The organism is Nocardia sp. CA-136227 (assembly GCF_050955695.1).
Lineage (GTDB): Bacteria > Actinomycetota > Actinomycetes > Mycobacteriales > Mycobacteriaceae > Nocardia.
Map to the genome: position 1 here is coordinate 7,244,106 of NZ_CP192081.1, position 23,621 is coordinate 7,267,726.

Genomic DNA, 23,621 nt, shown 5'->3' on the forward strand with positions numbered 1-23,621 from the left:
TAGTTCCGAAAGGTTTACCGCCGTGCGTATCGCCACCTGGAATGTGAACTCGATCCGCACCCGGCAGGATCGGGTGCTGGCGTGGCTGGACCGCGCCGATATCGACGTGCTGGCCATGCAGGAAACCAAGTGCAAGGACGAGCAGTTCCCGTTCGAGGCGTTCGAGGCGGCCGGGTACGAGGTCGCGCATGTGGGCCTGAACCAGTGGAACGGGGTGGCCATCGCCTCCCGGGTGGGCCTGGACGATGTCGAGATCCACTTCCCGGATCAGCCCGGTTTCGACAAGGACGCGGGCGAATCCCTGTTGAGCACACCGGTGGTGGAGGCCCGCGCGATCGGCGCGACCTGCGGCGGGGTTCGGGTGTGGAGCCTGTACGTGCCGAACGGCCGCGCGCTCGACGACCCGCACTACGCCTACAAGCTGGAGTGGCTGGCGGCGCTGCGGTCCGCGGGCGCCAAGTGGCTGTCGGAGGATCCGGACGCGCAGATCGCGCTGGTGGGTGACTGGAATATCGCCCCGACCGATCTGGATGTGTGGTCGCCGGAGTTCTTCGAGGGCAAAACCCATGTGTCCGAACGGGAACGGGACGCCTTCGACGCGTTCGGCGAGACCGGTTTCACCGATGTGATGCGGCCCTTCCACCCGGGCCCCGGCGTCTACACCTACTGGGACTACACGCAGCTGCGCTTCCCCCGTAAGGAGGGCATGCGCATCGACTTCATCCTGGCCTCCCCCGCCCTGGCCGCGCGCGTCACCGACGCGAACGTGGACCGCGAGGAGCGAAAGGGCAAGGGCGCCAGCGATCACGCGCCGGTGACGGCCGTCCTCGCGGACTAGTCCGGCCGGGCCCGGCTAGACCGGCCGGGCCTTGATGGCGTCGCGGGAGATGAAGACGTCGTAGGCGCCCGGGACGGCGATGACGGCATTGCCGTTGGTCGAGCGCACGAAAGGCCTGGTGTACCAGGTCTTGTCCTTCATGTCCTGGAAGAAGTCGGCGTCGCTGCCGTTGAGGAAGATCTGGTTCTGTTTGGTGGCGACGCCGTCGAGGCGCTGGCCGTAGAGCCGGGTCACCTTGTATCCGGCGTTGAAGCCGAGGGCGTTCACCCACGCCTCGAGTTCCACGATATTGGCCTGCAGCACCCACATGTCGCCCTCGACCTGATAGGTCTTGTGCTGGTCGTCGTGGCCTTCGTCGCCGTAGAGGGTGAGGTTCACGTCCAGCAGGTGTTCCTGCCCCGCAACGGGTTTGACCTCGATGTGCGCGGCCTTCACTTCGCCGGTGAGTCCGAGGAAGGCTTGGAGGAGCGTGGTGATCCACAGGATCACGACCGCGACGAACGCCAGACCCGCCGCGCCCATGCCGCGTCCGACCAGCACACGCCAGCCGACCGTGCGGGCTTTCAGCACGGCCGAGACCAGTAATCCGATGGCCGCGATGCCCAGCACCAACAGCACGATCTGGATCCAGCCGAAGGTAACCGGGAAGACCATGCCGTAGTTGTACCCGCTCGGCACGACACGTATCGCCGGGTCAGAAATGAAGTGTGCGTGTCATGACGGTGTGTCACCTGATCCCCCAACGACATCCGGCCCCGCACCACGGGTGCGGGGCCGGATGTCGAGCACGGATCAGAAGGCCGCTTCGTCCAGCTTCATGATGTCGTTGTCGAGGTTCTCGATCACCGAACGCGAGGCGCTGAGCAGCGGCAGCTTGTTCTTGGCGAACCAGGACGCCACGCCGACCTTGCCGGTGTAGAAGTTCTTGTCCTTCTCGGCCGCGCCCGCGTCCAGCGCCGCCTGGGCGATGGCGGCGTGCTCGAGCAGTCGCCACGAGATGACGAGATCGCCGACGGCGTACAGGAATCGGACCGAGCCGAGGCCGATCTTGTAAAGCTCGTCGACCTGCTGCTGCGAGGCCATCAGGAAGCCGGTGAGCGCGGCCGCCATGGCCTGCACGTCGGCCAGGGCCGCGCCGAGCAGTCCGCGCTCGATCTTGAACTGGTCGGGGCCGCCGTCGACGAACTGCTGGATCAGGCCCGCGACGTGTCCGAGCGCCACGCCCTTGTCGCGAATGATCTTGCGGAAGAAGAAGTCCTGCGCCTGGATGGCGGTGGTGCCCTCGTACAGCGAGTCGATCTTGCAGTCGCGGATGTACTGCTCGATCGGGTAGTCCTGCAGGTAGCCGGAGCCGCCGAGGGTCTGCAGCGATTCGGTCAGCGACTCGTAGGCGCGGTCGGAGCCGCAGCCCTTCACGATCGGCAGCAGCAGGTCGTTGACCCGCTCGGCCAGTTCGGCGTCGGCGCCGTAATTGGCCTGCGCCACATCGGCGTTCTGGTAGGAGGCGCAGTACATGTACAGCGCGCGCAGACCTTCCGCGTACGCCTTCTGGGTGGCCAGCGAGCGGCGCACGTCCGGGTGGTGGGTGATGGTGACGCGCGGGGCGGCCTTGTCGGTCATCTGGGTCAGGTCCGCGCCCTGGACGCGCTGCTTGGCGTACTCGAGGGCGTTGAGGTAACCGGTGGACAGCGCGCCGGTGGCCTTGGTGCCCACCATCATCCGCGCGTTCTCGATGACCTTGAACATCTGCGCGATGCCGTTGTGCACCCCGCCGACCAGGTAGCCGACGGCCGGGATGTCGCCGCCGAAGGTGATCTCACAGGTGGGCGAGGACTTGATGCCCATCTTGTGCTCGACGCCGGTGACCAGCGCGCCGTTCTTGGCGCCGAGTTCCATGGTCTCCGAGTCGAACAGGAAGCGCGGCACCATGAACAGCGACAGGCCCTTGGTGCCGGGGCCGGCGCCCTCGGGGCGGGCCAGCACCAGGTGGAAGATGTTGTCGGCGGTGTCGCCGACGTCGCCGCCGGAGATGAAGCGCTTCACGCCCTCGATGTGCCAGGTGCCGTCGGCCTGTTCGATGGCCTTGGTGCGGCCCATGCCGACGTCGGAGCCGGCGTCGGGCTCGGTGAGCACCATGGTGCCGCCCCAGCGGCTCTCCCAGGCGTGCGCGGCCCAGCGCTGCTGCTCGGCGGTGCCCTCGTCGAAGAGGACCTTGTGCATGAGCGGGCCCATGTTGAAGAAGGAGGCCGAGTTGTTGGCGGCGACCAGCATCTCCTGGATGGCCCAGATGAGGGCGTTGGGGGCGGCCACGCCGCCCATCTCCTCGGCCATGCCCAGGCCGGAGTAGCCGGCCTCGTTGACCGCGGCCACGGTCTTCTTCAGCGATTCGGGCACGGTGATGGTGTGCTGCTCGGGCAGGAACACGACCGGGTTGCGGTCGGCGTCGGCGAAGGACTCCGCGATCGGGCCTTCCGCGAGGCGCTTGGCCTCGGCGAGCATCTCCCGCGCGGTGTCGCCGTCGAGGTCGCCGTAGGCGCCTCCGTCCAGCAGTTCCCCGATCCCCAGTACTTCGAACAAGTTGAACTCGATGTCTCGTAGGTTCGCCTTGTAATGGGACACGGGAGGGCCTCCTCGGCTGAATTTTCGACGCGGGTCTTCAGATCAAGATCTGGGATCGACCCGAACGTTGCCGTACGCCTGTCCGGTTACGCAACCGTAGGCAGACGTCTTAACCATTCGGGCCCTCGCCGACCCGGCCCGATCCCGAAAAGTTAACCGTGCCGTTATGCGCTCGAGCTGGACCAGCGTCCGTGCAACTCCTTGGCCTGCTGCGGAGTGACCGTGACCGGATTCACGGGAACCCGGGCTCGCATATGTTCCGCCAAAAGCCGACCGGTCATCCGACCAATTCCATGCACGGTGCGGTATCGGATCAGGGGTTCATCTCGTAGGTTCCGGCCAGGGCGCGGACCTGGGTGAGGACGTGCTCGGCGCGGGCGGGGTCGGCGACCGGGCGGCGGATCAGGTCCAGGGCGCGGACCTGCTGGGCCTTGGTGGCGGTCGGCTTGGTGTGCAGCGTCAGGGCGTGCTTGGAGAATTCGCGCACGAACAGGTCGAAGAGCTGGTCGAGGACGGCCTCGTCGGCGCCCGCGATCTCGGCCTGCTCGAGGATGAGCTGCGCGTACGGGAGGGTGGTGAACAGCTCGCCGAGGCCGAAGAGGAAGTCGACGTCCTGCTGCTGTTCGGCGGTCGGGGTGGCCGCGGCCAGCAGGGTTTGGAGGGCGAGGGCCTGTTCGAGGAAGACCGCGACATTCGGGATGTGCGCGAACTTCTCGAACACCGGACGCCAGTCGGCGAAGCGGATCCTGCCCAGCCCGCTGCTCGGACCCTGCCGGAACAGGAATTCGTCGTCGGCGGCGTCGCGGCGGGTGGGCACGGGAGCGTGTGCGGCACGGGCGAATTCGGTCTTCAGCGCGGGCACGGCCTTGGCGGCCGGACCGGTGGCGCGGCGGCTGGTCCAGCTCAGCGCGCCGGATACCGCGCGCACCGCGCCCTTGGGGGCGAGGCCCGCGCCGGGCAGGTAGCGCAGCGCGGCCAGGCCCGCGTCGGCGGGATGGAACATGTAGTTGGGCATGAACTTCAGCGACAGCGCCATGTTCACGTGCACGGTGCCCTCGAGCCGCGGCAGCCCGAACATGCCGACCATGGCCATGGGGAAGTACATGTCGTTCTCGAACCCCCGGGCGGCGATCACGTCGGCGAGGTCCTCGTACAGCCGCTGGCCGTGGCGGGTGACCGACATCTTCTCGATCGCGTTGAACAGCAGGTACCGCCGGTCGTTCTCGTCGGCGGAGCGCAGGTAGTCGATGGCGCGCTCGCTGTAGAGCTTCATGCCGATCAGGCGCGCGTAGCTGTCCGCGAGCAGCGATTTCACCTGCGGGAACTCGGTCACGCGGTGCCCGAACAGGATTCGGTTCTCGGCGTGCGTGACGGCCTCGAACATGGCGTGCTCGCAGGCCCCGACCGCGCCGAAGCCGAGGTTGAACTTGCCGACGTTGACGGTGTTCATGGCGGCGTCGAAGGCGGCGCGGCCGGTGTGCAGGATGTCGGATTCGGCGACCGGATACTCGTCGAGATCGAAGGCGGCGACATACATCTGGGAGTCGACGACGTTCTTGCGCAGCTTGTAGTTCTTGTGCCGGGAGTCGGCGGCGAAGAACAGGTAGCCGGAGTACTCCTCGTCGGTCATCTTCCGCAGGAAGTCGGACGAGTCGATGATCGGCTTGTCGGCGCGGCGGCCGAAGACCGACACCATGCCCGCGAGATTGCCGTTGCCGATGTAGTACTTGCCGCCGGTGGCGGTGTACCCGCCGTGCGGTGCGGGCTCGAGCACCATGTCGGTGGAGTAGATGTCGGCGCCGTGGTCCTGTTCGGAGAGGCCGAAGGCGAAGATCTCGCCGGATTCCAGCAGTCCGGCGGCGCGGGCCTTGGCCTCGGCATTGGCGCTCTGCCAGATCGGACCCAGGCCGAGGATCGTCACCTGCCACACATACCAGTACTGCATCCCGTAGAAGCCGAGGATCTTGCTCATCATGGCGATGCGGGCGGTGTCCCAGCGCTTGTGCGGGTCGCCGCCGGCCTGCGCGGCCGGGGTCAGGAAGGTCGCGAAGATCCGTTCGCGCTTGATGAAGTCGAGGAAGTCGGCGTACCAGACGCGGTCGCGGTTCTCGGCCAGCAGCCGGACCTTGCCGAATGCCTCGAAGTAGTCGACGGTGGCCCGCAGCAGTCGCCGGGTCTCCGCGTCGAATTCGGTGAATTCGCAGGTCTTCGGGTTGAACAGGGTCTGACTCATCGGTCTTCGTCTCCTCCGGCCGTGGGCTCGCCCGGCTCCTCCGAGCGCTTTCATTCGTGAATGTAGCATTTTTGTTCTCAGCTGTAGGAAGCGATCTCCGGGGCCGCTGCTATCGTCGGTGCGCATGGGCACCGATTCGGCGACACGACCACGCCAGCGCGCGCGGCATCTGGGTCCCGAACGCCGTCGCCCGCAGGTCCTCGACACCGCTCTGGAGATCGCCGTCGCCGACGGCATCGCGGCGGTCACCATCGCCGCGGTGGCCGACCGCATGAAGGTCACCCGCCCGGTCGTCTACGCCTGCTTCGCCGACCGGGTCGAGCTGCTCGAGGCGCTCATCCGCCGCGAGGAGGACTACCTGGTGCAGGGTGTGCTGGAGACGCTGCCCCGCCGCCGGGTGGAAGCGGACGAGGCGGTGTTCGTGGAGGGCTTCCGCGCGCTACTGCACACCGTATCCCGGCGCCCCGACACCTGGCGGCTGCTGTACGGCAATCCCGATCCGGCCGTGGCGGATTCGTTCGGCAAGGGCCGGCTGCTGGCGGTGGAACGCTGCACCCGCCGACTACGCCCGACCCTGGCGGCCTGGGGCACCGCCGACGCCGAGCACAAGCTTCCGGCCCTGGTCGAGCTGTGGGTGTCGGCCGGTGAGGGCGCGGTTCGCACGCTGCTGACCGAGCCGGGCGACTGGAATCCCGACACTCTGGGAGAGTTCGTCGGCGCGGCGGTCTACCGCGCGCTGCGTCACGCCTGACTACGATGGAAATCGACCATCGGTCAGCGGGAGGACGCCATGACGTTCTATCGGCAGGTTGGTTCGGTGCCGCCCAAGCGGCACACGCAGCATCGAGATGAGAGCGGCCGGCTCTATTACGAAGAGCTGATGGGAGAAGAGGGCTTCTCCGGCGATTCCTCGCTGCTCTATCACCGCGGACTGCCCCCGGCCATCGTGGATTCGTCGGTGTGGGTGCTGCCGCAGCAGCGGCTGTTCCCGAATCATCCACTGCGGCACCGGCATCTGAAACTGCACGAACTGTTCCTGGGCGACAAGCCGGGCGACAGCGATGTGGTGACCGGGCGGCGGCTGCTGCTCGGCAATGCCGACGTGCGCATCTCCTATGTGGCGGCGTTGCGGGAGTCGATGCTGTACCGCAATGCCATCGGCGACGAGCTGGCCTATGTCGAATCCGGTTCGGGCCGAGTGGAAACCGTGTTCGGCACGCTGCCGGTACGGCAGGGTCATCAGGTGCTGCTGCCGCGCGCCACCACCCACCGCTGGATTCCGGACGGACCGGAACCGTTGCGCGCCTACATCATCGAGGGCTCGGGCCACATCACACCACCGAAACGGTATCTCTCGAAATACGGTCAGTTCCTGGAGAATTCGCCCTACTGCGAGCGCGATCTGCACGGGCCGACCGAGCCGGTCCAGGTCGACGGCGAGAAGGTGGAGGTGCTGGTCAAGCACCGCCCCGCCGGTGAGATCGTCGGCACCAGCATGGTTTACGCCACCCATCCCTTCGATGTGGTGGGCTGGGACGGCTGCCTGTACCCGTTCGCCTTCGACATCGCCGACTTCGAACCGATCACCGGCCGGGTGCACCAGCCGCCGCCGGTGCATCAGGCGTTCGAGGGTCAGAACTTCGTGATCTGCAATTTCGTGCCGCGCAAGGTCGACTACCACCCGCTGTCGATCCCGGTGCCCTACTACCACTCGAATGTGGACTCCGACGAGATCATGTTCTACTGCGGCGGAAACTACGAGGCGCGCAGGGGATCCGGGATCGGGCAGGGTTCGGTGTCGGTGCATCCGGGCGGGTACGCGCACGGTCCGCAGCCTGGCGCCTACGAGCGCAGCATCGGGATCGACTTCTTCGACGAACTGGCGGTCATGGTGGACACCTTCCATCCGTTGCAGCTGGGTGAGGGCGCGCTGGCGTGTGAGGACCCGCGCTACGCGTGGACCTGGTCGGGTCAGGGGCCGTCGGAATGGATCTGAATTGAGCAGCCGGGTGCGTATCGAGGTCCCCGCGGATTCCGGTTTCGGCCTGGACCATTTGCCGTACTGCGTATTCCGGCCCGCCGGTCGGGAACCCCGGGTGGGCGCGCGGCTGGGCGACACCGTGATCGATCTGGCGGTGGCGCTGGACGATCCGATGTTCCATCAGCCCAGCCTGAACGCCTTCATGACCCAGGGGCCGCGGTGCTGGCGCGAGATCCGGGAGCGGGTGCGGACCGCCGCCGAGGCGGAACTCCCCGCGGCCGCCGTGCACGAGGTGCGCGCGGTCCGCCTGGACCTGCCGATCGAGATCGGCGACTACGTCGACTTCTACGCCAGCCTCGACCACGCCACCGCCCTGGGCCGCATGCTGCGCCCGGACGGTGAACCGCTGCTGCCGAATTGGCGGCATCTGCCGGTGGGTTATCACGGCCGCGCGGGCACCGTGGTGGTGTCGGGCACCGATGTCATCCGGCCGCACGGGCAGTGCCGGACCGACTCCGGCACACCGGATTTCGGCCCGAGCCGCCGCCTCGACATCGAGGCCGAACTGGGTTTCGTGGTGGGCGCGGGCTCGGCGCTCGGCACGCCGATCGGTACCGGTGAATTCGCCGACCACGTCTTCGGGGTGGCCCTGGTCAACGATTGGTCGGCGCGCGATATCCAGGCGTGGGAGGGTCAGCCGCTGGGCCCGTTCCTGGGCAAGTCCTTCGCAACCAGCCTGTCGGCGTGGGTGACTCCGCTCGACGCCCTGGCCGCGGCCCGTATTCCGCTGCCGCCGCAGCATCCCGAGCCGCTGCCGTATCTGCGCGACGCGGCGGCCTGGGGTCTGGACATCACGGTCCGGGTGGCCTGGAACGGGCAGCTGGTCTCCACTCCCCCGTACCGCCGCATGTACTGGTCACCGGCGCAGATGCTGGCGCACCTGACGGCGAACGGGGCCTCCACCCGCACCGGCGACCTGTTCGCCTCCGGCACGATCTCGGGCGCGGATCGCGGCGAGCGCGGGTCGCTGATGGAGATCAGCTGGGGCGGCACCGAGCCCCTCGAATTGAACGGCGTGCAGCGGACGTTCCTGCAGGACGGCGATGAGGTGCTGCTCACGGCAACCGCCCCGGCGGTCGGCGGCGGGCGTCTGGAGCTGGGCGAAGTCCGCGGGCGCATCGCGAAAGCCGAGTAATAGCCAGTTCACATGACCATGAGCATGGTCACTGAACCTACCGGTCGGTCGATCAGGGAAAGTACCGTTCCGAAAGTTTGGGACTTTCGGAGGGCGGCGTCGATGTTGACCACTTCTGCCCGGTTCGCCATGGCGCGCCCACGCGCCGTGCTGGTGGCCGCGCTGCTGCTGATGCTGGTGTGTGGCGGCTTCGGGGCCACCGTGAAATCGCACATGGTCGGCGGCGGATATCTGACCGGCTCGCTGGAGTCGGTGCAGGCCAACGACTTCATCACGAAGAGCTTCCCCGGCGGCAATCCGAACCTCATCGTCATGGTGAGCGGTGACGGCGGCGTCAACAGTCCGGAGGTGCGCGCGGAGGCGCAGCGCATCACCGACACCTTGAGCCACGACTCGACGGTCACCGGCGTGCAGTCCTACTGGGCCAACAGCGCGACCCGGCCCGATCTGGCCACCGCGCTGAAAAGCAAGGACGGGCAGCGCGGCCTGATCATGGCCACGGTGACCGGCACCGACACCGAGGTGCAGAACCGGGCCGCGGTCCTGTCCACCGAGCTCAATGGCGACCGCGACGGCGTGCAGGTGCGGGTGGGCGGCATGGCCGGATCGTTCGCCGATATCAATCACCAGGTCGAGAAGGATCTGCTGCTGGCCGAGTCCATCGCGGTGCCGGTGTCGGCGCTGCTGCTGGTGCTGGTGTTCGGCAGCGTGATCGCGGCCCTGCTGCCGGTCGGCGTGGGACTGTTCGCGATCGCCGCCACCCTCGGCATCCTGCGCGCCATGACCACGTTCATGGACGTGTCGATCTTCGCGCTGAACATGACCAGCGCGCTGGGTCTGGCGCTGGCCATCGACTACAGCCTGTTCATCGTCAGCCGGTACCGGGAGGAGCTGGCCAATGGCCGCGATCCCCGGGCGGCGATCCTGCGCTCGGTGCAGACGGCCGGGCGGACCGTGGTGTTCTCCGGCCTGACCGTCGCGCTGGCGCTGGCGGCGCTGGCGGTGTTCCCGCAGCCGTTCTTCAAATCCTTCGCCTACGCCGGTGTCGCCGTGGTGGTCGCGGCCGTGGGCGCGTCGGTGCTGCTGCTGCCCGCCGCGCTGATGCTGCTCGGCGATCGCGTCAATGCCTGGGATCTGCGGAAGCCGGTGCGCCGCTTGCTGGGTCGCGGTGAGCCCGCGCCGAAGCAGCCGGAGGAGACCTTCTGGTACAAGCTGGTCACCGGTGTCATGCGGCGGGCGCTGCCGGTCGCCGTGGTCACCGCGGCGGTGCTGCTGGCGCTCGGATCCCCGTTCCTGAAGGCGCATTTCGGCACGCCGGACGACCGGGTGATCGGCACCTTCGCCTCCAGCCGTCAGGTCGGTGACGCGCTGCGCCACGACTTCACCGCCGATATGGCCTCCAGCGCGGTGGTGGCGCTGCCCGGATTCCACGGGGACACCAAGGAGATCGGCGCGTACGCCGCCCGCCTGTCGCAGGTGCCGGGCGTTCCGGCGGTGCTGTCCAGCGACGGCGTCTACGTGAACGGCGCGAAGATGGCTCCCGGCGTGCCGCAGATGGCCGGACCCGACGGCGCGTACCTGTCGGTCGGCAACCGGACCGCCCCGTACTCCGCGGAGGGCAAGCAGCAGCTCGCCGAACTCCGCGCGGTGCCCGCCCCCGGTGACGTCCTCTTCGGCGGCGCGGCCGCCCTGAACGAGGACACCATGGATTCGGTGATCACCCGGCTTCCCTTGGCGGGCGCCATCATCGCGATCATCACCCTGATCCTGCTGTTCCTGTTCACCGGCAGCGTGGTGCTGCCGGTGAAGGCGCTCCTGCTGAACCTGCTGTCGCTGACCGCCACCTTCGGCGCCATGATCTGGGTCTTCGAGCAGGGTCACGGCGCGAGCCTGCTGGGCTTCACCTCCACCGGCAGCATCGACCTGTTCATGCCGATCCTGATGATCTGCCTGGCCTTCGGCATGTCCATGGACTACGAGGTCTTCCTGCTCTCCCGCATCCGCGAGGAGTGGCTGGCCTCCGATCGCTCGCCCGAGGCCAATACCCGTTCGGTGGCGCTGGGCGTGGCGCGCACCGGCCGCATCTTCACCGCCGCGGCGGGCCTGATGGCCGTGGTCCTGCTGGCGGTGGCCACCTCCGGGGTATCCCCCATGAAGCTGTTCGGCATCGGCCTGGCGCTGGCCGTCGTCTCCGACGCCACCGTCATCCGCGGGCTGCTGGCCCCGGCCCTCATGCGCCTGATGTCCACCGGCAACTGGTGGGCTCCCAAACCCCTTGCCGCCCTGCACAAGCGGATCGGGCTGGAGGAGGAGCCGGCCGCGGCGGCCGACGAGGACCGCGAGGTCGCACTGGCCCGCTAGCGGCGGGCGGCGCGGCCCGCGTCGACGACGGCGACGAAGTTCTCCAGGTCCGAGATCAGGGTGTCGACGGATTCGGGGGCGCCGCCGTCGTCGTGGTGGTGCAGCCAGTCGGCGACGAGTTCGAACATGCCGCCGATGGTGGCCAGGGCCAGCGCCAGCAGGCGGGGTTCCTCGCGCGGGTCGGCTTGCAGCCATTGATATTTCAGGAACTCGGCGGACCAGCGGCGGTTGGCGCGGCGCATGGCCTCGACGGCGGGCGAGATGCCGCCCGCTTCGCCGAAGGTGACCTTCGCGAGGCGGGGGTCGTCGGCGATGGCGTGGACGAAGGCCGCGAGGACGGCGGCGCGGCGGGCGGGCCAGTCGGCGCCGGCGGTCTCGACGGCCACCTCGGCGACGCGTTGCTGGATGCCGGTGGTGATCTGTTCCAGCAGAGCGGTATAGCACGCCTCCTTGCTGTCGAAGTGGTCGTAGAAGCCCTTGGTTCCGACGAAGGCGTGCTGGCAGATCTGTTCGATGGAGGTGCCCGAATAGCTTTGCCGGGCAAAGAGTTCGGTGGCGGCGGTGAGGAGCTGACGGCGGCGCTGGGCGCTGCGCTCGCCGGCGTCGAGGCCGCGGATGCGACGCCGGACGGGGGGCGCGCCGGTCGACGCGGCAGATTTGCTGCGGGACATACCTAAACGATAGCCAAGCACATTTCAGAGAGACATCTTGTTGGTAACCCGGGGCCGTGCTGTAATCGCCGTCACATCGAGGAAGGGAACCGAGACGTGGCAATCGCTGGGAATCGCTGCCGCGCAACCACTTCCGGTCAATCAGGATCCGTTCCACGGAGCGCCGGACGGATTCGAATCGACCGCGCCGAGGACGTGGTCACCATGCTCGGTGGTCCGGACGCACTCGCGACCCGAACCGAGATCCAGTTGAACGCCGTCTTCGGCGCGCTGGGCCGGCCGATCGGGCCGCGCGAGAACTGAGCGGCGGGGCACCCGCGCGGAGCAGACCGGATCGTATATTCCACGGTCCCGGGGTTGCCGTACCCCGGGGCCGGGTATGGTCGGCTCGGAAAAAGTTTGCCAACGGGGGCTCGCACCAGCGGGCTGAGAGGACGGCTAGTGGGCCGTCGACCGTATGAACCTGACCGGGTAATGCCGGCGTAGGGAGGATCTGCCATGTCATCGAGTCGTGTCTCCAGCTCGGCCGCCCCGGTCGACACCGTGACCACCGGCCCCATCGAGGGCAGCGTCAAGCACTACGAACAGGTCGAGGTCGACGGCGCCACATTGCGGGTTCCGGTGCGGCGCATCAACCTGACCACCGGCGAGCACTTCGACGTGTACGACACCTCCGGTCCGTACACCGACGACACCGCCACCATCGATCTCGAGGCGGGTCTGCCCAAGCTGCGCGACGAGTGGGCCAAGCCGCAGGTCGACGGCCCGCCGACCCAGCTGAACTGGGCGCGCCAGGGCATCGTCACCAGCGAGATGCACTACATCGCGGCCCGCGAAGGCGTTTCGCCCGAGCTGGTGCGCGACGAGGTGGCCGCCGGTCGCGCGGTGATCCCCGCCAACCACAAGCACCCCGAGTCCGAGCCGATGATCATCGGCAAGAAGTTCGCGGTGAAGATCAACGCGAACATCGGCAACTCGGCTGTGAGCTCCTCCATCGCCGAGGAGGTCGAGAAGATGGTGTGGGCCAGCCGCTGGGGCGCCGACACCATCATGGACCTGTCCACCGGCAAGAACATTCACGAGACCCGCGAGTGGATCCTGCGCAACTCCCCGGTCCCGATCGGCACCGTGCCGATCTACCAGGCGCTGGAGAAGGTGAACGGCGATCCCACCAAGCTGACCTGGGAGATCTACCGCGACACCGTGATCGAGCAGGCCGAGCAGGGCGTCGACTACATGACGGTGCACGCGGGCGTGCTGCTGCGCTACGTGCCGCTGGCCGCCAAGCGCGTCACCGGCATCGTGTCCCGCGGTGGGTCGATCATGGCCGCGTGGTGTCTGGCGCATCACCAGGAATCGTTCCTGTACACCCACTTCCGCGAGCTCTGCGAGATCCTGGCGAAGTACGACATCACCTTCTCCCTGGGTGACGGTCTGCGGCCGGGCTCCATCGCGGACGCCAATGACGAGGCCCAGTTCGCGGAGCTGCGCACCCTGGGTGAGCTCACCAAGATCGCGAAATCCTATGGCGTGCAGGTGATGATCGAGGGCCCCGGCCACGTGCCGATGCACAAGATCGTGGAGAACGTGCGGCTCGAGGAGGAGCTCTGCGAGGAGGCTCCGTTCTACACCCTCGGCCCGCTGGCCACCGATATCGCGCCCGCCTACGACCACATCACCTCGGCCATCGGCGCGGCCATCATCGCCCAGGCCGGCACCGCGATGCTGTGCTACGTGACGCCCAAGGAGCACCTGGGTCTGCCGAACCGGGACGATGTGAAGGTCGGCGTGATCACCTACAAGATCGCCGCCCACTCCGCCGACCTGGCCAAGCAGCACCCGCGGGCCCAGGACCGCGACAACGCGCTGTCCAAGGCGCGCTTCGAGTTCCGCTGGACCGACCAGTTCAACCTCTCGCTGGACCCCGACACCGCGCGGGAGTACCACGACGAGACCATGCCGGCCGAGCCCGCCAAGACCGCCCACTTCTGCTCCATGTGCGGTCCGAAGTTCTGCTCGATGCGCATCTCGCAGGACGTGCGCGACTACGCCGAGAAGCACGGCCTCACCGACGTGAACGCCATCGAGGCCGGAATGGCCGAGAAGTCGGCCGAATTCGCCGACGCGGGCAACAAGGTGTACCTGCCGGTCGTGTAGTGACGATCGAATTCGAATCGGGGCGGGTGGCTTGCGGGCCATCCGCCCCGATCCGGCTCAGGCGCGATTCGAGATCTGCTGGACGGCCCAGCTATTGCCGTCGGGGTCGTCGAAGAAGACGAACCCGTTGTTGTTCAACGGATCTCCCTCGGTGGTCGGCCCCGGCAGCACCTGGATGTCACTGACCTCGACACCCCGCTCGACCAGTTCGGCGTGCGCCCGCTTCAGGTCCGGCACCACCAGCTGCAACCCTTTGAGGTACCCGGGCTCCATCTTCGGGATGGCGCCCTCGCCGATCACGATCGAGCACCCCGACCCCGGCGGCGTCAGCTGGCAGATCCGGATCCCCGGTGCGGGCTGGGTGTCGTGGTCGACGTGGAACCCCAGCTTGCCGGCGTAGAAGTCCTTGGCGCGGTCCACGTCCGACACCGGGACGATCACCACTTCGAGTGTCCAATTCACGGCGGATCCTTCCGAATCGAGTGTTTCTCCCAGTAGTCGGAGCGACAGCACGGAAATCATCGCGAACGCTACTCCCGTGATCCGGTTCAGGCGCCGGACGTGCAACCGTGCACGACCACGGAGGCTCCGGCCCCCGCCCAGTCCCGCGCGACCCGGTCGGCGTAGCCGAGCGAGGATTCCCGCGCCCAGCCCCAGTGGCCGGACGACGAGACGGCCGCGGCCGCGCACTGGTTCATGAAGGTGATGACCCAGCCGCAGTCGGTGTAGCCGCAGCGGTTGTTGGCGGCGGTCGCGGCCTCCTCCCAGGTCGGGTAGTCCACCGCGATGGCGGCGTAGGTTCCGTTGTTGCCGATGGAGATCGCGCCGTGGTTGTAGGTGTAGGCGTTGGCGGGAGCGACCGAGGCGAGCAGGGCGACGCCGGTCATGGCCAGGGTGGTGACGAGCTTGTACATGGCTCGACGATGGAACCGGACGGGCGCGCGGCCCAGTGCACGACACCCTCAGGAGGGATGTCCCCGCAGTTCAGCGCGCTGGAACCGGAATTCCTGACCGGAACTCCCCGGACAGCCGGAGCGGCCGCCGGACTCGGCGGCGCCGGGGTGGCGCCGAGTCCGGCCCGCACCGCCGCCGACCGTCGCTCCGGGTCACTCCGGCGAGTAGAAGGTGCCCTTGCCCGCGATGTGGGGGAGATCGGTGTCGATGGTGACCTCCACCCGTCCGGGACCGGTCGGCAGCGTCTCCGGCACCCACAGCGCGTTGCTCGGCCCGAACGGCGTGCCGTCGCCCAGCGGAACCGGCGGGAAGCTGCCGCTCGCACCGGTATCCAGATTGCGCCAGCTCAGGGTCGCCGTCGCGCCGCAGCCCGGGCTGGGGATGGGCAGGAACGTGAATTCGGCTCGCACCCAGACGGTTTGCTTGCCGTAGTAGGTGTTCTGCGGATCGTGGAACGCCTGGATCTGACCGAAGCAGGGGAAGGCTCCCGATCCGGCGGTGTAGGCGGGGGTGAAGGTGGTGACCGGGTCGGCGGCGGCGGTGCCGGTGGCCGCGAACAGCGCGGCCGCGGCGAGCGGCAGGGCGAACAGGGGACGGATCCAGCGCATCGCGACTCCTCGAATTGATTACGGGGACAAACGAATGTCGGCGAGAACCCGGCCAACGCTACCGTTCACTGGTCACAGCGCTACCGGTCACTACTCACGACGCTGCCAGCGGTGCGCGAATTCGCCCGGGGCGGGCGGCGGTCCGGGCAGATCGCCGGTGGCGGCGAGACCGTCGACGAGCAGGGCCAGCACGCGGCGGCGCAGCTGGGCGGTGCGCTCGGGATCCGGCAGCGTGACGGCGGCGCAGGCCTCGAGGATCAGACCCAGATCGGCGACCGTGACCTCCGGGCGCAAGGTGCCGGATTCCTGTGCGCGGCGCAGGAGTTCGTCGTTGAGCTCGGCGCTGCGCATCACATCGGGCAGGATCGAGTCGTCGGCGGTGAAGGTGCCGGCCAGGTGCACCGCCAGCGAGTGGACGTCGGCGTCGACGACATTGCGCAGGAACTCCACCAGCGCCGCCCAGCCGTCGGGATTCTCCAGGGCCGCTTCGGCTTCCGCGTTGTAGCGGCGCAACCCGCTGTAGCAGAGGGTGCGCAGCAGGTCCTCCTTGCTGGGATAGCGGCGGTACAGCGCGCTGATGCCGACGCCCGCGCGCTCGGCGACCGCCGAGATCGGGGCCTTGGGTTCGGCGAGGAACACGTCGCGGGCGGCGGCCAGGATGAGTTCGTCATTGCGCGCGGCCTGCGCCTTACGCCCGGGCAGGTCCCGCTGAGCTGTGGTTTCGGCTGTTTTCGACATGAATCGAGAATACCACTTGAACGGAACGATCCGTTCCGTTATGGTTTAAACAGAACGAAGCATTCCGTTCCACAAAGGAGAGAATGATGAACGCCCAGCCCACCACCGCCACCACCGCGATCCGCCCGTTCCGCATCGACGTCCCCCAGGCCCAGCTGGACGATCTGGCCGACCGCCTGCGCAAGACCCTGTGGCCGAACGAACTCCCCGGCGTCGCGGACGCCTACGGCGTCACCAACGACCGGGTGCGCGGGCTGGCGAAGTACTGGCTGGAGGAGTTCGACTGGCGGGCGCTGGAGGCGAAGCTCAACGCCTACCCGCAGTTCACCACCGAGATCGAGGGCGAGGACATCCACTTCCTGCACGTGCGGTCCTCGCGGGCGGACGCCACCCCGGTCATCCTCACCCACGGCTGGCCCGGCTCGGTCCTGGAGTACCTGGACGTGATCGCGCCGCTCACCGAGCCCGAGGACGCCGAGACGCCCGCCTTCCACGTGGTCATCCCCTCGCTGCCGGGCTTCGGCTTCTCCGGCCCGACCCGGTCCACCGGCTGGAGCCGCTACCGCACCGCCGGCGCCTGGGTGGAACTGATGAACCGGCTCGGGTACGAGCGTTTCGGCGCGATCGGCAATGACGGCGGCTCGATGGTCTCCCCCGAGATCGGCCGCATCGCCCCGGATCAGGTGGTCGGAGTCCATGTGACGCAGCTGTTCTCGTTCCCGTCCGGCGATCCGGCCGAGATGGCCGGCCTGTCCGAGGAGGACATGGCGGCGCTGGCGCACCTGCAGTGGTTCTACGAGAACAAGATGGCCTTCAACACCCTGCACAGCCAGCAGCCGCAGACCATCGCGTTCGCGCTGGCGGATTCGCCGGTGGGCCTGCTGGGTTGGAACGCGCAGCTGTTCAGCGAGGGCCTGGACGATGACTTCGTCATCGGCAACACGGCCATCTACTGGCTGACCGGCACCGCCGGGTCGTCGCTGCGCTTCTACTACGAGGACGCGCACGCCGAGCAGCCGCAGGGCCCGACCACGGTGCCGACCGGGCTGGCCATGTTCAAGGGTGACTTCCAGTCGATCCGCCGCTTCGCCGAGCGGGATCACAAGAACATCGTGAGCTGGCATGCGTACGACGTGAATTCGTCCACGTCGACGAGCGCCAATGATGCCGCCGGGCACTACGCCGCGCACGAGGCGACCGACGTGCTGGTCGCCGATATCCGCGAATTCTTCGCCGGTTTGCGCTGATTCGCCTCCGACGGGCCCGCACCCCCAGGGTTGCGGGCCCGTCGCATGTCTGGACCCCCGCGCATGTTCGCGAGACGCGCGGCGATGTTCCCCGGCGGCTTCCGTTGATGTACTTATTTCACCTTCGCAACAACGAATAACCCGAGGTGAGAGACATGAACATCGCCCTTTTCGGAGCCACCGGAACCGTCGGCCGCCACGCGGTCACCCAGGCCCTCGCGGCCGGGCACCAGGTCACCGTCCTGGTCCGCGACCCGGCCAAACTGACCGTCACCCACGAGCGGCTGCGGGTCGTCACCGGCGACGTCCTGGATCCGGCCGCGGTCGAGCGCACCGTCATCGGACAGGACGCGGTGATCGTGGCGCTCGGCGCGGGCCGCAAGGGTGTGGTGCGCGCCGAGGGCACCCGCCACGTCATCGAGGCCATGAACCGGACCGGGGTGAAGCGGCTGATCTGCCAGTCCTCGCTCGGCGTCGGCGACAGCGCGGGCAACCTGAACTTCGTCTGGAAGTACATCATGTTCGGCATGCTGCTGCGCCCGGCCTTCGCCGACCACGTGCGCCAGGAGGAGTACGTGCTGGCCAGCGATCTGGACTGGACCATCGTGCGGCCCAGCGCCTTCACCGACGGCCCGGCCACCGGCGACTACCGCCGCGGCTTCCCGGGCACGGAATCCGGTCTGAAGCTGAAGATCTCGCGCGCCGACGTGGCCGGGTTCCTGGTCGAGCAGCTCACCGACACCGTGTATGTGCGTCGCACGCCGGGCATTTCGCACTGATCAGGTCAGGCGTGCTCGTGCATGTCACCCCAGGACGGGAAGGGATCCGGGTACCGCAGCCACGCCTGCGGCCCGGCCTCCCACTCGGCGTCGGTGAGCAGCGCGGCCGTCAGCAGGTCCCGCACATGCGGGCGGTCGAGCTTCACCCCGATGAAGACGATCTCCTGCCCCGGAGCCAGATCCAGCGCGTCCCAGTGCGCACCCGGCTCGAAGGTCAGGTTCGGACCGGCCTGCGACCAGATGGCCGCCAGGTCCGGACGGCTGGCCAGCCAGAAGAAGCCCTTACTGCGCAGCAACCGTTCCAGCTGGGAGAGGGCCTCGTCCAGACGCTGCGGATGGAAGGGGCGATCGGCGGTGAAGGTGAGGCTGCCGATGCCGTACTCCTCGGTCTCGGGGGTGTGCCCGCCCGCCAATTCCTCGGTCCAGCCGTCGAATTGGGCCGCCAGATCCGGGTTGTAGCGCCCGGTGTCGAGCACCTCGGCGAGATCGACCACGCCGCGCGCGGACCGCACGATGCGCGCGCCCGGGTTCAGGCGCCGCACGGTCGCCTCCACCGTGCCCACCGCGTTCGCGCTCACCAGATCGGTCTTGTTGAGCACCAGCACATTCGCGAACTCCACCTGTTCGATGAGCAGATCGGCGATGGTGCGCGCATCTCCCTCCCCCGCCTCCAGATTCCGGTCCGCCAGCGCCTGCCCCTTGACGACTTCGGCGAGGAAGGTGGAGCAGTCCACGACGGTCACCATGGTGTCCAGCCGGGCGAGCTCGCCGAGCCGGAAGCCGTCCTCGAACTCCCACTCGAAGGTGGCGGCCACCGGCATGGGCTCGGAGATGCCGGTGGATTCGATGACCAGCTGATCGAAACGCCCTTTGCGGGCGAGCTTTCCCACCGATTCGATGAGGTCCTCGCGCAGCGTGCAGCAGATGCAGCCGTTGGTGAGTTCGACCAGTTTCTCCTCGGTCCGGTCCAGATGCCCCTGGCCCGCGACCAGGGCCGCGTCGATGTTCACCTCGCTCATGTCGTTGACGATGACCGCCACCCGGCGACCCTCCCGATTGGCCAGGATGTGGTTGAGCAGGGTCGTCTTGCCCGCGCCGAGGAAGCCGGACAGCACGGTCACGGGCAGGGCCCGGGTCTGCGGATTCGAAGTCATAGCGTTAATGGTAACGGTTTTCATTTGCAGGTTGCGCGCAGTGTCCGGAAAAGGCGAAACGCCCGGCCGGAACAAGTCCGGCCGGGCGTTCGGCGTTCGATCAGATCAGATCAGCGTTCGATCACTTGCCCAGGGAGCCCGTCGGCAGACCGGGCAGCCCGAAGGAACCGCCGCCCCCGCCGGGCGTGGTCGCGTCCTTGACGTTCAGGGTCGAGGGCGACGAGGTCGAGCCCTTGTACCCGGTGCCGCCGGTGTAGACCGCGGTGATCACCCGGTTGCCGGTCTGGCCGACGGTGTACTGCAGGGTCGCCTTGCCGTTGACCACGGTCACCGCGTCACCGATCGGCGTGCCGCCGTCCATGAATCGGACGGTGCCCGAGGTGACGGCCGCGCCGGCCTCGGTCTTGACCTCGGCGGTGAAGGCCACCGCGTCGCCCTTGGTGGCCGAGGCCGGAACCGTCAGGGTGGTCGTGGTGTTCAGCTCGACGGGAGCCGGATCGCTGACCGTGACGGTGGTCGCAGCGCCGGTCGACGGGTTGAAGCCCTCGGCGCCGGAGTACACCGCCGAAATCGAGTGCGCGCCAGCGGCATTGAAGGTGTAGGCCAGCTTCGCACCGCCGGAGGCGAGAGCGATCGGGCCGCCGATATTCGCGCCGCCGTCCTTGAACTGCACGGTGCCGCCGGTCGCGGGGGTATTGCCCGGACCGTTCACGGTGGCCCACAGGTCGACCGGCTGGCCGGTGGTCGCGGTGCTCGGGATGTTCATGGTCGTGGTGGTGTCGACGACCGTGCTGACCGGCGGCGTGACGGTGATGGTGGCCAGCGGGCCCGCCCCGGCGTTGAGGGTGCTCTTGTCGTCACTGGGAATGCAGCGGGTCGGGGCCCACTGGGTACCCAGCAGCGAGGCCTTGGCCAGCGAGGTGCTGAAGTTCTGGTCGTTGCCGTAGCTGGCGGCGCTGCCCGCGGTCCGCACCTTCGGGGTGATCACACCGGCCGCGACGGCGGTGACGGTGACGTCGACGGCGGGCAGCCGGTACCAGGATTCGCCCGCCCCGTTGGCGGTGCCGTCGAGGTTCTTCTTCAGCTTCGGCGCACGGATGCCGCCTTCGGAATTGGTGCTGCTGGTCGGGCTGTTGCCGACGACCTCGTTATTGCCCGACAGCCGCAGGATGCCACCGGCATTGTCGACGGCGCCGGAATCGTTGACGCGCAGCACGTTCGGGGCCACATTGTCGATATTGACGGCGGTGCCCGGCACGATCGCCGCGCTGACGAAGGTCGTGTTGTCGGGAATCGCGTAGTCGTACTTGATGCGCGACAGGTTGGTGGTGGTCGCGCCGGAGTCCTTGTCCGGGTACGAGGACGCGTTGGGCTGGATGCGATAGGTGAAGGTTTCCCCCGCCGCGACCGAGGCGGGCGCGGTGACGCTCATGGTGGCGGCCACGGACTTGTCGACCGTGATGATCGACTTCGCCTGACACGAGCTGGTGAAGCTGGTGTCACCGGCGCTCGCGGTACCCGGGGTGAGCAGCACCCCGGCCAGCATGGCCGCGCCGGTGACGGGCACGACGGCGAGCCGCTTGGACGAATGGTTCACAGGGACTCCTTACGCCCGGTCACATCGACGGAACCGGACAATCCGAACTAAACGCCGCCAGTATGCATGGTCTGACTAGAACGTGTTTTAGTTTTGATCATTTCATTCGGAAGGAATTTTCGGACCGCCCGGAACCGGCCGCGGAGGACGGGAAGACGAGGTCCGCACGGGTATCGGTAGGGTCTGTGACGTGCAGTTCCTACCGCTTGCCCCGAATGGCACCACCCCGGTTCGCGCCCTCACCATCGCGGGCACCGACTCCGGTGGCGGCGCGGGCATCCAGGCCGACTCCCGCACCATGGCCCTGTGCGGCGTGCACGCGTGCGTGGCCGTCGCCGCGGTGACCGTGCAGAACACCCTGGGCGTCAGCGGGTTCCACGAGATCCCGCCGCAGATCGTCGCCGACCAGGTGCGAACCGTGGTCGGCGACATCGGGATCGGCGCGGCCAAGACCGGCATGCTGGCCTCCACCGCCATCATCGAGGCGGTCGCCGAGGTCTGCCACGAGGTCGGGATCGGGCGGCAGGGCAGCATCCCGCTGGTGGTGGATCCGGTCGCGGCCTCCATGCACGGCGACGCGCTGCTGCACGCCGAGGCGCTGGACGCGGTGCGGCACACGCTGATTCCGCTGGCGACCGTGGTCACCCCGAACCTGGACGAGGTCCGGCTCATCACCGGCATCGAGGTGGTCGACGACCGGTCGGCGCGCAAGGCCGCCGAGGCGCTGATCGCGCTCGGCCCGCGGTGGGCGATCGTCAAGGGCGGGCACCTGCGCACCTCCGAGCAGTCCACCGACCTGCTCTTCGACGGCGACACCTTCCACGAACTCCCGGCCCGGCGCCTCGCCACCGGCAACGACCACGGCGGCGGCGACACCCTGGCCGCGGCCATCTGCTGCGCGCTCGCCCACGGCTACTCGGTGCCCGACGCGGTCGCCTTCGCCAAGGAGTGGACCTTCCGCTGCCTGGAAGCCTCCTACGACCTGGGCGCGGGGCACGGACCGGTGTCGCCGCTGTGGCGGCTGCACGTCTGAGCTCGACGGTTGGCGGAATCCCGCTCCCAGGAACCTCCCAGGCAGGCCGCAGGCTGATGTGAGTCTGGTGATCGAGGTTGGTCACCATGAACGACACCGTGACCGCCGTCCGGGCGGCGGAACCCACTGCAGCAGTGACCGCGCCCGTCGTGGACGTGGTCGTTCCCGTCTACAACGAAGAGGTCGACCTCGGCCCGTGCGTGCGCCGGCTGCACGCCTTCCTGACCCTGAACTTCCCGTTCACGGCGCGAATCACCATCGCCGACAACGCCTCCACCGACTCCACCCTCACCGTGGCACGGCAGCTGGCCGCCCAGCTGGACGGGGTGCGCGTGGTGCACCTGGACCGCAAGGGCCGCGGCCGGGCGCTGCGCGAGGTGTGGCAGGCGTCCGACGCGCAGGTCGTCGCCTACATGGACGTGGACCTCTCCACCGACCTGAACGCGCTGCTGCCGCTGGTCGCGCCGCTGGTGTCCGGGCACTCCGACGTGGCCATCGGCACCCGGCTGGCCTCCCAGTCCCGGGTGGTGCGCGGACCCAAGCGCGAGATCATCTCCCGCTGCTACAACCTCATCCTGCGGACCTCGCTGCAGGCCAAGTTCTCCGACGCGCAGTGCGGGTTCAAGGCCATGCGCTCCCAGGTGGCCAAGCTGGTGCTGCCGCTGGTGGAGGACGGCGAATGGTTCTTCGACACCGAACTGCTGGTGCTGGCCGAGAAGATCGGGCTGCGCATCCACGAGGTGCCGGTGGACTGGATCGACGACCCGGACTCGCGGGTGGACATCGTCGACACCGCGCGTAAGGACCTGCTCGGCATCTGGCGGGTCGGGCGCGCGCTCACCACCGGACGGCTGCCGATCAACGAACTGCGGGCGGCCATCGGGCGTGAACCGCTGGTCGAGGGCGTGCCGCTGGGCATGGTCGGGCAGTTGGTGCGGTTCGGCATCGTGGGCGTCACCTCGACGCTGGCGTATCTGCTGCTCTATGTACTGCTGCAAGGGATTACGGGGGCGCAGGCCGCCAACTTCCTGGCGCTGCTGATCACCGCGGTCGGCAATACCGCCGCCAACCGGGCCTTCACGTTCGGGGTGCGCGGGTCCAATCAGGCTGTGTCGCATCACTTCCAGGGACTGGCCATCTTCGGCGTCGGACTGGCGTTGACCTCCGGCTCGCTGTTCGCCCTGCACCATTGGGCTCCCGACGCGGCGGTCCACCTGGAACTGGTGGTGCTGGTCGTGGCCAACCTGGTCGCCACGCTGCTGCGGTTCGTCGGACTGCGCTGGGTGTTCCGCAATGCCGGGAAGCACACCACGCCCGAGGTGACGCGTTGACCTCGTTCTCTCGTGCGTGGCAAGGACTTCCGGACGGCTTCCGGCTCGCCGCTGTCGACTTCCCGCACCGTCACCGCCCCGAACACGGCGAACTGCCCTTCTGGACCATCCCCGACGATCCTCAG

At 68.2% G+C, this 23,621-nt stretch carries 20 protein-coding genes and 1 riboswitch; of the genes, 10 read left to right on the forward strand and 10 right to left on the reverse strand.

Features of this window, described 5'->3' with window-relative positions:
* Nucleotides 1–22 precede the first annotated feature (22 nt).
* The gene (locus ACQP06_RS33560; RefSeq protein WP_357094563.1) at nucleotides 23–838 is read left to right on the forward strand and encodes an exodeoxyribonuclease III; all 816 of its coding nucleotides are present in this window, start codon (nucleotides 23–25) and stop codon (nucleotides 836–838) included.
* A gap of 15 nt (nucleotides 839–853) precedes the next feature.
* Here ACQP06_RS33560 and ACQP06_RS33565 read toward each other — a convergent pair whose 3' ends face one another.
* The 3 genes from ACQP06_RS33565 to ACQP06_RS33575 all read right to left on the reverse strand — a co-directional run bounded on the left by ACQP06_RS33565 (nucleotide 854) and on the right by ACQP06_RS33575 (nucleotide 5,690).
* Complete coding sequence (locus ACQP06_RS33565) at nucleotides 854–1,492, reverse strand: hypothetical protein (protein ID WP_357094560.1); 639 nt, start codon at nucleotides 1,490–1,492, stop codon at nucleotides 854–856.
* Nucleotides 1,493–1,630: 138 nt separating this feature from the next.
* On the reverse strand, nucleotides 1,631–3,457 hold the full coding sequence (locus ACQP06_RS33570) for an acyl-CoA dehydrogenase (protein ID WP_433668993.1): 1,827 nt from the start codon (nucleotides 3,455–3,457) through the stop codon (nucleotides 1,631–1,633).
* A gap of 313 nt (nucleotides 3,458–3,770) precedes the next feature.
* Nucleotides 3,771–5,690: an acyl-CoA dehydrogenase family protein gene (locus ACQP06_RS33575; protein WP_433668995.1), complete on the reverse strand. Its 1,920-nt coding sequence runs from the start codon at nucleotides 5,688–5,690 to the stop codon at nucleotides 3,771–3,773.
* 124 nt (nucleotides 5,691–5,814) lie between these two features.
* Between ACQP06_RS33575 and ACQP06_RS33580 the strand changes: the two genes are divergently transcribed.
* The 4 genes from ACQP06_RS33580 (at nucleotide 5,815) to ACQP06_RS33595 (ending at nucleotide 11,227) form a co-directional block, all read left to right on the forward strand.
* Nucleotides 5,815–6,441 carry a TetR/AcrR family transcriptional regulator gene (locus tag ACQP06_RS33580; RefSeq protein WP_433668996.1) on the forward strand — a complete coding sequence of 209 codons (627 nt, stop codon included), beginning with the start codon at nucleotides 5,815–5,817 and terminating at the stop codon, nucleotides 6,439–6,441.
* A gap of 39 nt (nucleotides 6,442–6,480) precedes the next feature.
* The gene (locus tag ACQP06_RS33585; protein ID WP_433668998.1) at nucleotides 6,481–7,686 is read left to right on the forward strand and encodes a homogentisate 1,2-dioxygenase; all 1,206 of its coding nucleotides are present in this window, start codon (nucleotides 6,481–6,483) and stop codon (nucleotides 7,684–7,686) included.
* Nucleotide 7,687: 1 nt separating this feature from the next.
* Nucleotides 7,688–8,866: a fumarylacetoacetase gene (gene fahA / locus ACQP06_RS33590; protein WP_433669000.1), complete on the forward strand. Its 1,179-nt coding sequence runs from the start codon at nucleotides 7,688–7,690 to the stop codon at nucleotides 8,864–8,866.
* A gap of 102 nt (nucleotides 8,867–8,968) precedes the next feature.
* Nucleotides 8,969–11,227, forward strand: coding sequence for an MMPL family transporter (locus tag ACQP06_RS33595; protein ID WP_433669002.1), 2,259 nt, complete (start codon nucleotides 8,969–8,971; stop codon nucleotides 11,225–11,227).
* Here the strand turns inward: ACQP06_RS33595 and ACQP06_RS33600 are convergent.
* Nucleotides 11,224–11,898 carry a TetR/AcrR family transcriptional regulator gene (locus tag ACQP06_RS33600; protein WP_433669004.1) on the reverse strand — a complete coding sequence of 225 codons (675 nt, stop codon included), beginning with the start codon at nucleotides 11,896–11,898 and terminating at the stop codon, nucleotides 11,224–11,226. The two genes, ACQP06_RS33595 and ACQP06_RS33600, sit on opposite strands and share 4 nt — an antisense overlap.
* A gap of 395 nt (nucleotides 11,899–12,293) precedes the next feature.
* A riboswitch (TPP riboswitch) is annotated at nucleotides 12,294–12,404 on the forward strand.
* On the opposite strand from ACQP06_RS33600, the gene thiC reads away from it, so the two are divergent.
* A complete protein-coding gene (thiC, locus tag ACQP06_RS33605) occupies nucleotides 12,397–14,055 on the forward strand; it encodes a phosphomethylpyrimidine synthase ThiC (RefSeq protein ID WP_433669006.1) in 1,659 nt (552 codons plus the stop codon). (Overlaps the previous riboswitch by 8 nt.)
* A 57-nt stretch (nucleotides 14,056–14,112) precedes the next feature.
* On the opposite strand, the gene ACQP06_RS33610 is transcribed toward thiC, so the two are convergent.
* From ACQP06_RS33610 to ACQP06_RS33625, 4 genes are all read right to left on the reverse strand, one after another.
* Nucleotides 14,113–14,517 carry a VOC family protein gene (locus tag ACQP06_RS33610; protein ID WP_433669008.1) on the reverse strand — a complete coding sequence of 135 codons (405 nt, stop codon included), beginning with the start codon at nucleotides 14,515–14,517 and terminating at the stop codon, nucleotides 14,113–14,115.
* 86 nt (nucleotides 14,518–14,603) lie between these two features.
* The gene (locus ACQP06_RS33615; RefSeq protein WP_433669010.1) at nucleotides 14,604–14,969 is read right to left on the reverse strand and encodes a DUF4189 domain-containing protein; all 366 of its coding nucleotides are present in this window, start codon (nucleotides 14,967–14,969) and stop codon (nucleotides 14,604–14,606) included.
* A gap of 192 nt (nucleotides 14,970–15,161) precedes the next feature.
* Nucleotides 15,162–15,617, reverse strand: a complete 456-nt coding sequence (locus ACQP06_RS33620; protein WP_433669011.1) for a hypothetical protein — start codon at nucleotides 15,615–15,617, stop codon at nucleotides 15,162–15,164.
* Between the two features lie 90 nt (nucleotides 15,618–15,707).
* Nucleotides 15,708–16,355, reverse strand: a complete 648-nt coding sequence (locus ACQP06_RS33625; protein WP_433669013.1) for a TetR/AcrR family transcriptional regulator — start codon at nucleotides 16,353–16,355, stop codon at nucleotides 15,708–15,710.
* Between the two features lie 86 nt (nucleotides 16,356–16,441).
* On the opposite strand from ACQP06_RS33625, the gene ACQP06_RS33630 reads away from it, so the two are divergent.
* Nucleotides 16,442–17,602, forward strand: a complete 1,161-nt coding sequence (locus tag ACQP06_RS33630; protein WP_433669014.1) for an epoxide hydrolase family protein — start codon at nucleotides 16,442–16,444, stop codon at nucleotides 17,600–17,602.
* Nucleotides 17,603–17,757: 155 nt separating this feature from the next.
* Nucleotides 17,758–18,381, forward strand: a complete 624-nt coding sequence (locus ACQP06_RS33635) for an NAD(P)-dependent oxidoreductase (protein ID WP_433669016.1) — start codon at nucleotides 17,758–17,760, stop codon at nucleotides 18,379–18,381.
* A gap of 5 nt (nucleotides 18,382–18,386) precedes the next feature.
* Here the strand turns inward: ACQP06_RS33635 and ACQP06_RS33640 are convergent, their stop codons facing one another.
* Nucleotides 18,387–19,535, reverse strand: a complete 1,149-nt coding sequence (locus tag ACQP06_RS33640; protein WP_433669018.1) for a GTP-binding protein — start codon at nucleotides 19,533–19,535, stop codon at nucleotides 18,387–18,389.
* A 121-nt stretch (nucleotides 19,536–19,656) separates the two neighbouring features.
* Complete coding sequence (locus tag ACQP06_RS33645; RefSeq protein WP_433669019.1) at nucleotides 19,657–21,132, reverse strand: Ig-like domain repeat protein; 1,476 nt, start codon at nucleotides 21,130–21,132, stop codon at nucleotides 19,657–19,659.
* Nucleotides 21,133–21,322: 190 nt separating this feature from the next.
* Between ACQP06_RS33645 and thiD the strand changes: the two genes are divergently transcribed.
* Nucleotides 21,323–22,165 (forward strand): bifunctional hydroxymethylpyrimidine kinase/phosphomethylpyrimidine kinase, encoded by an 843-nt coding sequence (gene thiD / locus ACQP06_RS33650; protein WP_433669021.1) that lies wholly within the window; start codon nucleotides 21,323–21,325, stop codon nucleotides 22,163–22,165.
* A gap of 86 nt (nucleotides 22,166–22,251) precedes the next feature.
* Nucleotides 22,252–23,496, forward strand: a complete 1,245-nt coding sequence (locus ACQP06_RS33655) for a glycosyltransferase (protein ID WP_357094506.1) — start codon at nucleotides 22,252–22,254, stop codon at nucleotides 23,494–23,496.
* Nucleotides 23,497–23,621: the final 125 nt, after the last annotated feature.